General features: G+C 68.7%; 15 protein-coding genes. All 15 read left to right on the top strand.

The genetic code is table 11. From position 1 onward, the window contains the following. The first annotated feature begins 208 nt into the window (after positions 1-208). The 15 genes from XAN126_RS0101470 (at position 209) to hypE (ending at position 13,898) form a co-directional block, all read left to right on the top strand. Entirely contained in the window at positions 209-1,315 is a 1,107-nt protein-coding gene (locus XAN126_RS0101470) for a hydrogenase small subunit (RefSeq protein WP_024276827.1), read from the top strand. Then, positions 1,312-3,126, top strand: coding sequence for a nickel-dependent hydrogenase large subunit (locus XAN126_RS0101465; RefSeq protein WP_024276826.1), 1,815 nt, complete (start codon positions 1,312-1,314; stop codon positions 3,124-3,126). Before XAN126_RS0101470 ends, XAN126_RS0101465 begins: the two co-directional genes overlap by 4 nt. Before the next feature lie 11 nt (positions 3,127-3,137). After that, the gene (gene cybH, locus XAN126_RS0101460; RefSeq protein ID WP_024276825.1) at positions 3,138-3,890 is read left to right on the top strand and encodes a Ni/Fe-hydrogenase, b-type cytochrome subunit; all 753 of its coding nucleotides are present in this window, start codon (positions 3,138-3,140) and stop codon (positions 3,888-3,890) included. Positions 3,891-4,306: 416 nt separating this feature from the next. After that, on the top strand, positions 4,307-4,933 hold the full coding sequence (locus XAN126_RS0101455) for a HyaD/HybD family hydrogenase maturation endopeptidase (RefSeq protein ID WP_024276824.1): 627 nt from the start codon (positions 4,307-4,309) through the stop codon (positions 4,931-4,933). 2 nt (positions 4,934-4,935) lie between these two features. Then, positions 4,936-5,268, top strand: a complete 333-nt coding sequence (locus tag XAN126_RS0101450; protein WP_024276823.1) for a HypC/HybG/HupF family hydrogenase formation chaperone — start codon at positions 4,936-4,938, stop codon at positions 5,266-5,268. Further along, positions 5,268-5,672, top strand: coding sequence for a hydrogenase (locus XAN126_RS0101445; RefSeq protein WP_024276822.1), 405 nt, complete (start codon positions 5,268-5,270; stop codon positions 5,670-5,672). The genes XAN126_RS0101450 and XAN126_RS0101445 overlap by 1 nt, the downstream gene beginning before the upstream one ends. A gap of 12 nt (positions 5,673-5,684) precedes the next feature. After that, positions 5,685-6,539, top strand: a complete 855-nt coding sequence (locus tag XAN126_RS0101440) for a hydrogenase expression/formation protein (RefSeq protein WP_024276821.1) — start codon at positions 5,685-5,687, stop codon at positions 6,537-6,539. Between the two features lie 8 nt (positions 6,540-6,547). Then, positions 6,548-7,429 (top strand): [NiFe]-hydrogenase assembly chaperone HybE, encoded by an 882-nt coding sequence (gene hybE, locus XAN126_RS0101435; RefSeq protein ID WP_024276820.1) that lies wholly within the window; start codon positions 6,548-6,550, stop codon positions 7,427-7,429. After that, positions 7,426-8,388, top strand: coding sequence for a nickel-dependent hydrogenase large subunit (locus tag XAN126_RS0101430; protein WP_024276819.1), 963 nt, complete (start codon positions 7,426-7,428; stop codon positions 8,386-8,388). Before hybE ends, XAN126_RS0101430 begins: the two co-directional genes overlap by 4 nt. Beyond that, a complete protein-coding gene (gene hypA, locus XAN126_RS0101425) occupies positions 8,381-8,722 on the top strand; it encodes a hydrogenase maturation nickel metallochaperone HypA (RefSeq protein ID WP_024276818.1) in 342 nt (113 codons plus the stop codon). Before XAN126_RS0101430 ends, hypA begins: the two co-directional genes overlap by 8 nt. Continuing rightward, positions 8,722-9,729 (top strand): hydrogenase nickel incorporation protein HypB, encoded by a 1,008-nt coding sequence (gene hypB, locus XAN126_RS0101420; RefSeq protein ID WP_024276817.1) that lies wholly within the window; start codon positions 8,722-8,724, stop codon positions 9,727-9,729. The genes hypA and hypB overlap by 1 nt, the downstream gene beginning before the upstream one ends. After that, positions 9,726-11,201 carry a sigma-54 dependent transcriptional regulator gene (locus XAN126_RS0101415; protein ID WP_024276816.1) on the top strand — a complete coding sequence of 492 codons (1,476 nt, stop codon included), beginning with the start codon at positions 9,726-9,728 and terminating at the stop codon, positions 11,199-11,201. The genes hypB and XAN126_RS0101415 overlap by 4 nt, the downstream gene beginning before the upstream one ends. Positions 11,202-11,396: 195 nt before the next feature. Continuing rightward, positions 11,397-11,696, top strand: coding sequence for a HypC/HybG/HupF family hydrogenase formation chaperone (gene hypC / locus XAN126_RS0101410; protein WP_024276815.1), 300 nt, complete (start codon positions 11,397-11,399; stop codon positions 11,694-11,696). 10 nt (positions 11,697-11,706) lie between these two features. Then, the gene (hypD, locus tag XAN126_RS0101405) at positions 11,707-12,831 is read left to right on the top strand and encodes a hydrogenase formation protein HypD (protein ID WP_024276814.1); all 1,125 of its coding nucleotides are present in this window, start codon (positions 11,707-11,709) and stop codon (positions 12,829-12,831) included. Further along, positions 12,828-13,898 (top strand): hydrogenase expression/formation protein HypE, encoded by a 1,071-nt coding sequence (hypE, locus tag XAN126_RS0101400; protein WP_024276813.1) that lies wholly within the window; start codon positions 12,828-12,830, stop codon positions 13,896-13,898. Before hypD ends, hypE begins: the two co-directional genes overlap by 4 nt. The last annotated feature ends 31 nt before the right edge of the window (positions 13,899-13,929 follow it).

Below are 13,929 nucleotides of genomic sequence, written 5' to 3'. Positions count from 1 at the left end.
GCATCCCGATAACCCCCTTTCCACCTCCCCCCTCAAACCGCTCACCTCCCATCCACCCCCATCGACGCACCCATCCCCCCAACCCCCTGATATCCCTCACACTCCCCCTCTGGCACACGCCTTGCTGAAACGGTTCCAATCCCCCGGCCTCGACGCCGGTGGGGAGGACAAGTCAGCCCAAAGGTCAACCAAGAGGGGGGACGCCTTTATGGCCCTCGAGACGTTCTATGAGGTCATGCGGCGGCAGGGCATCACCCGCCGTTCGTTCCTGAAATACTGCTCGCTCACGGCGGCGGCCCTCGGCCTCGGGCCGGAGTTCGCGCCGCAGATCGCCATGGCCATGGAAACCAAGCCGCGCACCCCGGTGCTGTGGCTGCATGGGCTGGAATGCACCTGCTGCTCGGAGAGCTTCATCCGCTCGGCGCATCCTCTGGTGAAGGATGTGGTGCTGTCGATGATCTCGCTCGACTATGACGACACCCTCATGGCCTCCGCCGGCCATCAGGCGGAAGCGATCCTCGACGAGGTGATGACCAAGTACAAGGGCAACTACATCCTCGCGGTGGAGGGCAACCCGCCGCTGAACGAGGATGGCATGTATTGCATCATCGGCGGCAAGCCCTTCGTGGACCAGCTGAAGAAGGTGGCGAAGGACGCAAAAGCCATCATCTCCTGGGGCTCCTGCGCCTCCTATGGCTGCGTGCAGGCCGCGCGTCCCAACCCCACCCGCGCCACGCCCGTGCACGAGGTGATCTTCGACAAGCCCATCATCAAGGTGCCGGGCTGCCCGCCCATCGCCGAGGTGATGACCGGCGTCATCACCTACATGCTCACCTTCGACCAGCTCCCGGCGCTGGACCGCCAGGGCCGGCCGCTGATGTTCTATTCCCAGCGCATCCACGACAAATGCTATCGCCGGCCGCATTTCGACGCCGGCCAGTACGTTGAGAGCTTCGACGACGAGGGCGCGCGCAAGGGCTATTGCCTCTACAAGGTGGGCTGCAAGGGCCCGACCACCTACAACGCCTGCTCCACCGTGCGCTGGAACGACGGCGTGTCCTTCCCCATCCAGGCCGGCCACGGCTGCATCGGCTGCTCGGAAGACGGCTTCTGGGACAAGGGCTCGTGGTACGCGCGCCTCGCCGATCTCAAGAACTCCGGCTTCGGCATTGAGGCCAATGCCGACCAGGTGGGCCTGGTGGCCGCCGGCGCGGTGGGCGCGGGCGTCGCGGCCCATGCCGCCATCAGCGCGCTGAAGCGCGCCCAGCACAAGAACACCGACGGCGCGACCAAGACCGAGGGAGGCGAGAAGTGACCATCCAGACGCCGAACGGCTTTTCCCTCGACACCTCCGGCAAGCGCATCGTCGTCGATCCGGTCACCCGCATCGAAGGCCACATGCGCTGCGAAGTGAATGTGGATTCCAACAACATCATCCGCAACGCGGTCTCCACCGGCACCATGTGGCGCGGGCTGGAAGTGATCCTCAAGGGCCGCGACCCGCGCGACGCCTGGGCCTTCGTGGAACGCATCTGCGGCGTGTGCACCGGCTGCCACGCCTTGACGAGTGTGCGCGCGGTGGAAGACGCGCTGCAGATCAAGATCCCCAACAACGCCTTCCTGATCCGCGAGATCATGGCCAAGGTGCTGCAGTGGCACGACCACGTCGTCCACTTCTACCATCTGCACGCGCTGGACTGGGTGAACCCGGTCAATGCGCTCAAGGCGGACCCGAAGGCGACTTCGGTGCTGCAGCAGTCCATCTCGGCGCATTCCAAGTCCTCGCCCGGCTATTTCCGCGACGTGCAGAACCGGCTGAAGAAGTTCGTGGAGTCAGGGCAGCTCGGCATCTTCAAGAACGGCTATTGGGACAACCCGGCCTATCTGCTGCCGCCGGAAGCGGACCTGCTGGCGGTGACGCACTATCTGGAAGCCCTCGACTTCCAGCGGGAGATCGTGAAGGTCCACACCATCTTCGGCGGCAAAAACCCGCATCCGAACTATCTGGTGGGCGGCGTGCCCTGCGCCATCAACATGAACGGCGACATGGCCGCCGGCGCCCCGCTCAACATGGAGCGGCTGAACTTCGTGAAGCTGAAGCTTCAGGAGGCCTTCGAGTTCTCGCAGAACGTCTATGTGCCGGACGTGATCGCCATCGCGTCCTTCTATAAAGGGTGGCTCTATGGCGGCGGCCTCTCCGGCCAGAACGTCATGGACTATGGCGATTACGAAGCCATCCAGGGCCAGAAGAAGACCGACCGCCTGCCCGGCGGCGTCATCCTCAACGGCAACTGGAATGAGGTCCACCCCATCGACCCGCGCGACCCCGCGCAGGTGCAGGAGTTCGTGGCGCACTCCTGGTACACCTACGGCGAGGGCAACAACGACAAGGGCCTGCACCCGTGGGACGGCGTGACCGACCCGCAGTACAAGCTCGGCCCCGCCGCCAAGGGCACCCGCACCGACATCCAGGAGATCGACGAGAACGCCAAGTATTCCTGGATCAAGGCGCCGCGCTGGAAGGGCAATGCGGTGGAGGTGGGCCCCCTCGCCCGCTACATCCTCGCCTATGCCCAGGGCGTCGATTACGTGAAGGGGCAGGTGGACGAGGCGCTCGGCACGTTCAACACGCTCGCCGGCACCAACCTCACCGCCAAGCAGGCGCTGCCGACCACCATCGGCCGCACCCTCGCCCGGGCGCTGGAGGCGCATTACTGCGCCAAGATGATGCTGGACGACTTCGACCACCTCATCGCCAACATCAAGGCCGGCGACACCTCCACCGCCAACATGGAGAAGTGGGACCCCGCCACCTGGCCGAAGGAGGCCAAGGGCGTCGGCACCGTCGCCGCCCCGCGCGGTGGCCTCGGCCACTGGATCAAGATCAAGGACGGTCGGATCGAGAATTACCAGTGCGTGGTGCCCACCACCTGGAACGGCGGGCCGCGCGATCCCAAGGGCAATATCGGCGCGTTCGAGGCCTCCCTCATGAACACGCCCATGCAGCGCCCCGAAGAGCCGGTGGAGATCCTGCGCACCCTCCACTCCTTCGACCCGTGCCTCGCCTGCTCCACCCACGTCATGTCCGACGACGGGGCTGAGCTGGCGCGCGTCACCGTGCGCTGAGGGAGGCGGCTATGACCGACACCTCTCTCTCCGGCGCCGCCCCTCCGGCGGCGCCCGCGACCCCCGTCGCGCAGGCGATAGCCGGTGGAAAGAAGCTGACCACCGTCTATGTCTACGAGGCGCCGGTACGCCTGTGGCACTGGGTGAACGCGCTGTCCATCCTGGTCCTGTGCGTCACCGGCTATCTCATCGGCTCGCCCTTCCCGACCCTCTCGGGCGAGGCGAGTTCGCACTACCTGATGGGCACCATCCGCTTCGTGCACTTCTCGGCGGGCTACATCCTCGCCGTGGGGTTCCTGGGGCGGATCATCTGGGCCTTCTTCGGCAACAAGTACTCGCGGGAGCTGTTCACTTTCCCCTTCTGGCGGAAGAGCTTCTGGAAGGGCTTCTTCACCGAGGTGCAGTGGTATGCCTTCCTGAAACCCCGGCCGCTGAAGTTCGTGGGGCACAATCCGCTGGCGCAGGTGTTCCTGTTCTTCGTGATGGTGCTGGGCCTCGCCTTCATGATCCTTACCGGCTTCGCCCTCTATTCCGAGGGCACGGGGCTCGGCTCGTGGCAGGCCAATCTGTTCGGCTGGGTCATCCCGCTCCTGGGCGGCTCCATGCAGGTGCACACGCTGCATCACCTCGGCATGTGGGTGATCATCGTGTTCATCATCATCCACGTCTATTCGGTGATCCGCGAGGACATCATGTCCCGCCAGTCCATGGTCTCCGCCATCACCAACGGCCACCGCACCTTCCGGGACGACGATCCCGACTGAGCGGCAGCCTCTGCGGGGGCAGAGGGCGAGAGTGGACGAGAAGAGGGCGCGGCTTCGGCTGCGCCCTTTTTCGTGGGCCGGGGGCCGGCGCAGGACGGCCGCAGCGCATGGTGCGACGCATTCCACTTTGCGCTGCATCTGCTAACGATCGTCGCAGGTGGGGACGCTCCCGGCACGGCGAAAACCCATCCCGGATGGCGGAATATGGAAATCAGAATTCCATTTTTTATCCAGATCGATCACACTCCTTTCAATATTGGTCGGCTACCCCGCCCCTCCCTCTCTGCCCACTGTTGATCCGAATCAACCGGTTGGCCGGCTTGCAGCCGGGTTGGCACGGTCCTTGATTTAGACGAACTCGAAATCAGACGGCGGCAGACCGTCGTGGGAGGCCATCGCAGGGAGGGCGGCGTCGCATGAACGGCGAACGGATTTGCGCGCGCATTCTGGTGCTCGGCATCGGCAACATCTTGTGGGCCGACGAGGGCTTCGGCGTCCGGGTTCTGGAAACCCTGGACCGCGCCTACACTTTCCCCGAGCCGGTGACGCTGCTCGATGGCGGCACGCAGGGCCTCTACCTCCTGCCCTATCTCGAAGAAGCCGAAGGCGTCGTCATCGTCGACGCGGTGGATTTCGGCTCCCCGCCGGGCACCGTCCACATCCGCGCCGACGCCGACGTGCCCGCCGTGCTCGCCGCCCGCAAGGTGAGCCTGCACCAGACCGGCTTCCAGGAAATCCTCGGCCTGCTCGCTCTGCGCGGCCACACGCCGGGCCGCATCGTGCTGGTGGGCGTGCAGCCGGAAGTGCTGGACGATTACGGCGGCGGCCTCACCCAGACCGTCGCCGCGCAGATCGAGCCCGCCGCGCGCAAGGTGCTCGCCATCCTCAAGGACGAGTTCGGCATCGTGCCGGAGCCCCGCGCCGGAGAAGGCTCTCTCGTCACCGCCGCCGTCGCCCGCGATCCCTACGAGACCGAGCGCCCGAGCGCCGAGGAGGCCTGCCGCATCGGCGATGCCCGCGTCCTCGTGCGGGGAGAAGTCTAGCCATGTGCCTCGGCCTGCCCATGCGCATCGAACGCCTCGAAGGCCCCTACGCGCTCTGCGCGGCCGAGGGGCGGGAGGACCGGGTCGATCTCTCCCTCGTGCCCGAGGCCGGCGTGGGCGATCACATCCTGGTCTTCCAGGGCGCCGCCCGCCGCCGGCTCGATGCGGAGGAAGCCCGCCTCATTACCGAAGCCCTCTCCGGCGTCGCCGCCATCATGGCCGGGGAGGCCGACACCGCCCTCATCGACCGCGCCTTCGCCGATCTCGTGGACCGCGAGCCGGTCCTGCCGCCCCATCTCGCCGCGGCCTATGCCGCCGGCCGAAAGGAAGCCTGATGCCCCCGGTCGCCGCTCCCGATCTCCACCCCCTCGTCCGCCGCCTCAGCGAGGCCGGCGCCTGGCCCTCCGTCGAGACGCTGGAGGATGCCGCCCACCTCGACGCGCGCGACCATCTCCTGTTCCTGCCCTCCCACGGCAAGGCGCATCTGGAGAGCCCGGACATCGCCGTGGTGCTGCCCGAACTGGTGAAGGCGCTGGGCGGCCCGGAGACCATCGGCATCGCCATCGCCGGCCCCAAGGCGGAGACCGCCCTGCGCGACACCCTGAGCCTCGCGCTGCCGGCCATCGTGGTGCTGCGCGCCGGCCAGCCGGTGGGCGCCATCGCCCGCATGCGCGACTGGGACGAATATCTCGACAAGCTCCGCGCCTTGCTCGCCGCCCCTTCCGTCGCCACCCACTGAAGGCTGCCCCCAATGTCTTCGTCGCCCTTCGCCACACAGCCCCCCATCGGCTTCGGCCCCGGCAGCCAGTCGAGCGCCGAGGACGAGGGCCTTGCCTATCTCCAGATGCCCTCGGGCATGCGCACCTTCGAGGCGCCCTTCATCGAGGTGGAGGACAAGGACCGCTACGCCCACGCCTTCGCCGTGCTGGAAGAGGTGATCGCCGCGCTGGAAAGCTGGCAGCCGGGCGAGAGCCGCATCATCGATCTTTCCCATCTCGACGCCGCCAACCTCGCTTTGGTGGACGAGGCCATGGGCGAGGGTGAGGTGGCGGTGAAGGTGGAGGGTCGCGGCGATGTCCGGCCCATGGAAATCCAGGAGGCAACCTTCGCCGGGGTGTGGCGCCTGCGCGGCGCGGCGGGTAGCGACCGCATCGAGATCGGCGCCTTCCCGCGCGGCGCCGTGGTGCGCGCGTTCGGCGGCGGCGCAGGCATCGACCTCACCGGCCTCGATGTGCCTGCCCCCGGCATCTTCAACGCGCCGGCCCTGCTGGTGGAGATCGACGACCGCGCCCGCAACCGCCAGCCCGGCGACGGCGCCCACGTCATCAACCTCTCCCTCCTGCCGCACACGCCGGAGGACCTCGCCATGCTGGACGCGCGCCTCGGCCCCGGCGCGACCACCGTGCTTTCGCGCGGCTACGGCAATTGCCGCATCGACGCCACGGGCACGCGGCACGTCTGGCGGGTGCGCTTCTACAATTCGCAGGACATGCTCATCCTCGACACCATCGAGGTGAGCGAGGTGCCGGAAGTGGCCTGCGCCGCCCGCGAGGACATCGCCGATTCCGCCGAGCGCCTCGTCGAGGTGCTGGCGGCCATGCGGTGAGGCAAGATATGTCCCAGCACAGCTTCTTCGACGGCTCCTATCTCGGCGATCGCGCGCGGCTTGCCCCCACCGCGCGGCTGGAATGCAAGGTCTGCTGGCACGTCTACGACCCCGCCGAGGGGTGCGAGGCGTGGCAGATTCCCCCCGGCACGCCGTTCAACGCGCTGCCTGATCACTGGCGCTGCCCCGTCTGCGACGGCGCCCGTGACGCCTTCATGGTGCTCGATGGCGGCACGCCGGACCTGCCGGCCGTGATGCGTCCTACGCCTGTCGATCCGGCGCTGGAGCGCCAGCTCGCCGAGGCGCCCGGCCTGTTCGAGGCGGTCTTCCGCGAGATCCATGCGGCCAAGATGAAGGGCGTGCCCTTCGTCAACGGCACCCTCGGTGTGAAGGCGGTGGGCTTCCGCATCCATGGCGGAAGGGTGATGGGCGTGCTGGTGACGCCCTGGTTCATGAACATCGTGCTCCTGCCCAACGCCACCGACGACTGGTCCCAGCTTCGGACCGGCGAGAAGGAACTGATCGACTTTCCCTCGGGCACGTATGAGTTCCTCGCCGCCAACCGGCCCGAGACCGGCCCCTACAAGGCCTGCTCGCTGTTCTCCCCCATGTTCGATTTCTCCTCCATGCTGCAGGCGGTGGAGACGGCCGAGGCGGTGATGCCCGGCCTGCTCGATGCCGGCAACCGGGAAGACGGCACCCGCTCCGGCGAAATCCGCCGCCGGGCGGAGGCGGAAGAGGCGTCCCGCCTCGCGGCCGAGGCGGCGGCGCTCGCCCCCGAAGCCGAAACGCCCGCGTCCCGTCGCGAGGCGCCGGCGGAACTGTCCCGCCGCTCGCTCATCCTCGGCCCGCGCGCCGATGCGGAAGACCTCAGGGACGGCGCGGCATGACCGGCTCCCGCGCGCTCCGCAGCCTCACCCTCACGCCCGACGGGCGCGCGGGCGGCTGGCGCGTGGCGCGGGAGGAGGGGTCGGACCCCGCCGGGACCCTGATCGGCCGCACGCCGGAGGAGGCGGCGCGGCTCGCCCCCCTCGTCTTCAACCTGTGCGGCGCCGCCCACGCCGTCGCCGCCCGTTCCGCCCTCGGCCTGCCGGTCGCGGCGGATGCGGAGGCGATGGCGCGCGAGACGGTGCGCGACCATGCGCTCGCCCTCCTCCACACCGTGCCGGTGGCGCTCGGCATGGCGCCGGACCGCTCCGCCCTCGCCCTACTCGCCCGGCCGGATGGCGCCGCCTTCCGTGCCGCTCTGGTGGGCGATGGCAGCGACCTTGGCGCCTTTGCCCCGTCCGAGCTGGAAGCGTGGCTCGCTTCGGCGCCGACACCCACCGCCCGCGCCTTCGCCCGCATCCGCGCCGCCGATCCGGCGGAGGGCCGCGTGCATCTGCCGGAGCTGAGCGCGGACGTGCTCGCCGCCACCCTCGCGCGGCCCGCCGCCGCCATCGGCTCCCACCGCGAGACCGGCGCGCTCGGGCGCGTTGCGGGAACGCCGCTTCTTTCCGCGCTGCTGAAGTCCGAAGGGCCGAGCCTGTTCGTGCGGCTCCTCGCCCGGCTGTTGGATAGCCTCGCCCATCTCGTCCCCGGCGCAGCACCGACGCTGCCCGCAGGCATTGCCCCCGCCGCGCGCGGGCTGCTCGGGCATCGGGCGCAGGTTGAGGACGGGCGCGTGAAGGCCTATCGCATCCTCTCCCCCAGCGCCTGGAACCTCGCCCCCGGCGGGCTTCTGGAGCGGGCGTTCGCCGCCCTTTCGCCCGGCTGGCGGACGCGGTGGCTTGCGCCGCTGCTCGTTTGCGCCATCAATCCCTGCGTGCCCGTCACCCTCTCCTTCGCCACGGAGCCCGCTTATGCATGAGATGGCCGTGTGCGAGAGCCTGCTCTCGGCGATGGAAGAGGCGGCGAAGGCGCAGAATTTCTCCCGCGTCACCCGCGTGCGCCTCGCCATCGGCCGTTTCGCCGGCATCGAGGTGGAGGCGCTGCGCTTCGGCTTCGACGTGGTGACGAAAGGTTCGCTGGCGGACGGCGCCGAGCTGGTGGTTCTGGAGGAGGAGGGCACCGCCTGGTGCTTCGACTGCTCCGACACGGTGCCGCTGGCCCACCGCCTCGCCCCCTGCCCGAAATGCGGCGGGGAACGGCTCCTGCCCAATGGCGGCACGGAGATGAAGATCAAAGACCTGGAGGTGATGTGATGTGCACGGTCTGCGGCTGCAGCGGCGACGGCGCCACCATTTCCGAGGCGCACGGTCCTTCCCACTCTCATGCCCATCCGCACACCCACACCCATGCGGACGGCACCACCCACAGCCATGCCCATGGACACGATCACACCCACGGGCATGACCACGACCATGACCCTGACCACCACGACCATGGTCCCCATCACCACGACGATCACCACCACCCCGCGCCCGATGCCGGCACGCTCGACTATGGCACCGGCCCCGCCCGCGCCCATGCGCCGGGGCTGACGCAGGCGCGCATGGTGGAGATCGAGACCTCCATCCTCGCCAAGAACGACGACTACGCCGGCCGCAACCGCACCCGGCTCGACGCCGCCGGCGTGCTGGCGCTGAACCTCCTCTCCGGCCCCGGCGCCGGCAAGACCACGCTTCTGGTGGAGACGCTGAAGGCGCTGTCCGGCCGCATCCCCTGCGCCGTCATCGAGGGCGACCAGCAGACCGACAACGACGCCGCGCGCATCCGCGCCGTGGGCACCCCTGCGGTGCAGATCAACACCGGCAAGGGCTGCCACCTCGACGCCCACATGGTCGGCCACGCGCTGGAAAAGCTGCCCCTCCCGCCCGGCGGCGTGCTGTTCATCGAGAATGTGGGCAACCTCGTCTGCCCCGCCGCCTTCGACCTTGGGGAGACGAAGCGCGTCACGCTGATCTCGGTGGCCGAAGGCGAGGACAAGCCGCTCAAATATCCCGACATCTTCGAGGGCGCCGACCTCGTGCTCATCACCAAGGCGGACCTGGCTCCGCACGTGGACGCCAAGATCGCCGATCTTGAAGCCAACATCCGCCGCATCAATCCCACGGCGGACATCCTCACCACCTCGTCGCGCGGCGAGATCGGCCTTTCCCGCTGGATCGCCTGGCTGGAAGCCGCCCGCGCCGTCCGCCTCAACGACCTTGCGAGCGCCCGCGAGGCCGAGGCTTCCGCTTTGCGTGCGGCTGTGAGAGGCGCGCGATGAACCGGCGCCCGGCCATTCTCGTGGTGGATGACGAGCCGCGCTCGGTGGAGGTCATCGCCCGCGTGCTCGACGAGGAGTTCGACGTCTTCACCGCCCTCAACGCGGAGGAAGCCCGCCGCATCCTCGAAAACGAGTGGATCCAGGTGATCTTCTGCGACCAGCGCATGCCGCAGACCTCCGGCGTCGCGCTGCTCACCGAGGTGCGCGAGCGCTGGCCGGACATATTGCGCATCATCGTCACCGGCTACACCGAGCCGGAGGACATGATCGGCGCCATCAACGACGCCGGCATCTACCAGTTCATCCCCAAGCCCTGGCACCCGGACCAGCTGCTGCTCGCCGCGCGCAACGCCGCGCACCTGTTCCAGCTCCAGCGCGACCATGAGCGGCTCAATCTGGAGATGAAGCTCACCGCCTCCAATGCCGAGGCCCGCCTCGGCGCGCTGGAAGCGCGGGTGAAGCAGAATTTCCATTTCGACACCTTGGTGCGCGCCCCCGGCAGCCCGCTCTCACAGGTCTGCACCCGCGCGGCGCAGGTGGCGACCTTCGACGTGCCGGTTCTGATCCATGGCGAGACCGGCACCGGCAAAGAACTGCTCGCCCGCGCCATCCATTATTCCAGCCTGCGCTCGGACCGCCCCTTCTTCGCGGTGAATTGCGGGGCGATCCCGGACGAGCTGCTGGAATCCGAGCTGTTCGGCCACAAGAAGGGCGCGTTCACCGGCGCCCACGTGACCCGCATCGGCCTCCTCGACCAGGCGGACGGCGGCACCATCTTCCTCGACGAGATCGGCGACGTTTCCCCCGCCTTCCAGGTGAAGCTGCTGCGCTTCCTGCAGGAGGGCGAGATCCGCCCCGTGGGCTCCAACGAGGCGAAGCGGGTGAATGTCCGCGTGCTCGCCGCCACCCATCGCGACCTGAAGGGCGAGGTGGCGCGCGCCCGCTTCCGCGAAGACCTCTATTATCGCCTCTCCGCCATGGTGCTGACGCTGCCGGCGCTGCGCGAGCGGCGGGCGGACATTCCGGTCCTCGCCCAGAGCGTGCTCGATGCGCTCTCCAGCCAGCACGGCAAGCGCGTGCGCGGCTTCAGCGAGGAAACGATCGCCTGCATGTCCGCCTATGAGTGGCCGGGCAACGTGCGCGAACTGCAGAACGAAATCACCCGCATGCTGGTGCTCGCCGAGCGCGACAGCCTCTCCGCCGATCTCCTCTCCCCCCACGTGGTGCGCGCCGCCGCGGCCGAGACGCGGGCGCCGGAGACGCTGACCAATTCCTCCATCGCCTTGCCCGACAGCGGACCGCTGAAGGACCGCATCGAGCGCATGGAGGCGACCATCCTCACCGAGACCCTGGTGCGCTGCCGCTGGAACAAGAGCCGCGCGGCCGAGGAACTGGGCCTTTCCCGCGTGGGGCTCCGCGCCAAGCTCGACCGCTACGGCATCGCCCGTGGCGGGGCCTTCGGCCAGCATTGAGGGGGTGGGGGATGGACCGGGATCATTCCATGCCGGCCTGCCTCCCCTCTCCCCTTGCGGGAGAGGGGTTGGGGGTGAGGGGTGAAGGCGTTCGTCGCACCTCACCGACGCACCGAACAGCGGAGGGATCACCCCTCACCCCGACCCTCTCCCACAAGGGGAGAGGGGGATTTTCTCGGAAGTAGGAGCCCCGCCATGTGCCTCGGCATTCCCGGACAGATCGTCGCCGTCGCCGACGCGGAAGCGATGCTGTGCGTCGTGGACGTTTCCGGCGTCCGCCGCACGGTGGACGTGGTGTGCGTGGCCGAGCCCGGCGCACCGCTGGACGACCTCGTCGGTGCCTGGGTGCTGGTCCATGTGGGCTTCGCCATGAGCCGCATCGACGAGGAGGAGGCCGCCGCCACCCTCAAGGTGCTCTCCGAGATCGGCGAGGCGGCGGTCGAGATGGAAGCCCTCACCCAAGGCAGCGTCGAGCTGCTGTCCACCCCGCGCTGAGGAGCCGGACATGCGCTTCGTCGATGAATTCCGCGACCCCGCCCTCGCCGCGGCGCTGGTGAAGGAGATCGGCGCCATCGCCGCCCGCCTCGAGCGCGGGCGCGACCGGCCCTTCGCCATCATGGAGGTGTGCGGCGGGCACACCCACGCCATCTTCCGCTACGGGCTGGAAGGCCTGCTGCCCGACCTCGTGGAGTTCGTCCACGGCCCCGGCTGCCCGGTCTGCGTGCTGCCCATGGGACGGGTGGATGATTGCGTGGACATCGCCGAGCGGCCGGAGGTGATCTTCACCACCTTCGGCGACGCCATGCGCGTGCCCGGCTCGAAGAAGAGCCTGTTGCAGGCCAAGGCGGATGGCGCCGACGTGCGCATGGTCTATTCGCCCCTCGATGCGCTCACGCTGGCCAAGCGCAATCCCGACCGCGAGGTGGTGTTCTTCGGCCTCGGCTTCGAGACCACCATGCCCTCCACGGCGCTGACCGTGCAGCGTGCCCTGCGCGAGGGCGTGACGAACTTCTCCCTCTTCTGCAACCACATCACCATCATCCCGACGCTGCGCGCTTTGCTGGAGCAGCCGGACCTCGGCATCGACGGCTTCATCGGGCCGGGGCATGTCTCCATGGTCATCGGCACGTCCCCCTATCGCTTCATCGCGGAGGAGTTCGGCCGGCCGCTGGTGGTGTCGGGCTTCGAGCCCATCGACCTCCTGCAATCCCTGCTCATGGTGCTCAGGCAGATCGAGGCCGGAGAGGCGCGGATCGAGAACCAGTATGCCCGCGTCGTGCCCGAGCATGGGAATCCCGCAGCGCTCCGGGCGGTTCAGGAGGTGTACGAGCCGCGCGAGACGTTCGAATGGCGCGGCCTCGGCTCCATCGCCGGCTCGGGCGTGCGGCTGACGGCGCCTTACGCGTCATTCGATGCGGAACGGCGCTTTTCCGTGCCGGACATCAAGGTGGCCGATCCCGCCCAATGCCGCTGCGGCGAAGTGCTCACCGGCGCCGCCAAGCCGTGGGCCTGCCCCGAGTTCGGCAAGGGCTGCACCCCCGAGACGCCGCTCGGCGCGCTGATGGTTTCTTCCGAAGGTTCTTGCGCGGCTTACTATCAATATGGCGGTATACGGGGAGAGGCCGCATGAACATCCCGTTCTCCACCCCGACCGCCGCCCGCCGGCGGCCCATGACGCAGAAGATCGTGACGCTCGCCCATGGCGGCGGCGGCAGCGCCATGCGCGATCTCATCGACGACGTGTTCCTCTCCGCCTTCTCCGGCGCCGGCCGCGCCGCGCCGGAGGACCAGGCGCGCTTCGACCTTTCGGCGCTCATGGCCCACGGCGACCGGCTCGCCTTCACCACTGACGGCTTCGTGGTGGACCCCCTGTTCTTTCCTGGCGGCGACATCGGCAAGCTCGCGGTCTGCGGCACGGTGAACGATCTCGCGGTGGGCGGGGCGAAGCCCGTCGCGCTCTCCTGCGCCATCATCATCGAGGAGGGGCTGGAGGTGGAGACGCTGCGCCGCGTCGTCCGCTCCATGGCCGAGACGGCGCAGGCGGCGGGCGTCGCCATCGCCACCGGCGACACCAAGGTCGTGGCGCGCGGCGCCTGCGACAAGCTCTTCATCACCACCACCGGCATCGGCGTGATCCGCGCCGGCCTCGACGTGGGCGTGACCAAGGCACGGCCGGGCGACAAGGTGATTGTCAGCGGCCTGCTCGGCGATCATGGCGCGGCCATCCTCAACGCCCGGGGCGACCTTGCCCTCGACACCGCCATCGCCAGCGACTGCGCGCCGCTCAACGGCCTGATCGACACGCTGATTTCCGCCGCCCCCGGCCTGCGCATGATGCGCGACGCCACGCGCGGCGGCATCGCGGCGGTGGTGAACGAGCTGGCCGAGGCGAGCAAGGTCGGCATCCGCCTCGACGAGCTGAGCCTGCCCATGCGGCCGGAGGTGATGGGCTTCTGCGAGATCCTCGGCCTCGACCCGCTCTATCTCGCCAACGAGGGCAAGATCCTCGCCGTGGTACCCGCCGAGGAGAGCGACGCCGCGCTCGCCGCGCTGCGCGCCCATCCTTTGGGCCGCGAGGCGGCGGTGATCGGCGAGGTCACGTCCGAGCGGCCGGGCCGGGTCGTCATGAGAACGCGCTTCGGGGGCGAGCGCATCGTCGACATGCTGGTCGGCGATCAACTGCCCCGCATCTGCTGAACCTTTTTCAAACCTTCAAACACCGGGGAGA

Source organism: Xanthobacter sp. 126 (genome assembly GCF_000526175.1).
GTDB classification, from domain to species: domain Bacteria; phylum Pseudomonadota; class Alphaproteobacteria; order Rhizobiales; family Xanthobacteraceae; genus Xanthobacter; species Xanthobacter aminoxidans.
This window is presented reverse-complemented; position numbering and strand designations above follow the sequence as displayed.

Coding starts and splice junctions, on each gene's coding strand:
- XAN126_RS0101470 (WP_024276827.1), top strand. CDS start 209: ATGGCCCTCGAGACGTTCTATGAGGTCATGCGGCGGCAGGGCATCACC.
- cybH (WP_024276825.1), top strand. CDS start 3,138: ATGACCGACACCTCTCTCTCCGGCGCCGCCCCTCCGGCGGCGCCCGCG.
- XAN126_RS0101455 (WP_024276824.1), top strand. CDS start 4,307: ATGAACGGCGAACGGATTTGCGCGCGCATTCTGGTGCTCGGCATCGGC.
- XAN126_RS0101450 (WP_024276823.1), top strand. CDS start 4,936: ATGTGCCTCGGCCTGCCCATGCGCATCGAACGCCTCGAAGGCCCCTAC.
- XAN126_RS0101445 (WP_024276822.1), top strand. CDS start 5,268: ATGCCCCCGGTCGCCGCTCCCGATCTCCACCCCCTCGTCCGCCGCCTC.
- XAN126_RS0101440 (WP_024276821.1), top strand. CDS start 5,685: ATGTCTTCGTCGCCCTTCGCCACACAGCCCCCCATCGGCTTCGGCCCC.
- hybE (WP_024276820.1), top strand. CDS start 6,548: ATGTCCCAGCACAGCTTCTTCGACGGCTCCTATCTCGGCGATCGCGCG.
- XAN126_RS0101430 (WP_024276819.1), top strand. CDS start 7,426: ATGACCGGCTCCCGCGCGCTCCGCAGCCTCACCCTCACGCCCGACGGG.
- hypA (WP_024276818.1), top strand. CDS start 8,381: ATGCATGAGATGGCCGTGTGCGAGAGCCTGCTCTCGGCGATGGAAGAG.
- hypB (WP_024276817.1), top strand. CDS start 8,722: ATGTGCACGGTCTGCGGCTGCAGCGGCGACGGCGCCACCATTTCCGAG.
- XAN126_RS0101415 (WP_024276816.1), top strand. CDS start 9,726: ATGAACCGGCGCCCGGCCATTCTCGTGGTGGATGACGAGCCGCGCTCG.
- hypC (WP_024276815.1), top strand. CDS start 11,397: ATGTGCCTCGGCATTCCCGGACAGATCGTCGCCGTCGCCGACGCGGAA.
- hypD (WP_024276814.1), top strand. CDS start 11,707: ATGCGCTTCGTCGATGAATTCCGCGACCCCGCCCTCGCCGCGGCGCTG.
- hypE (WP_024276813.1), top strand. CDS start 12,828: ATGAACATCCCGTTCTCCACCCCGACCGCCGCCCGCCGGCGGCCCATG.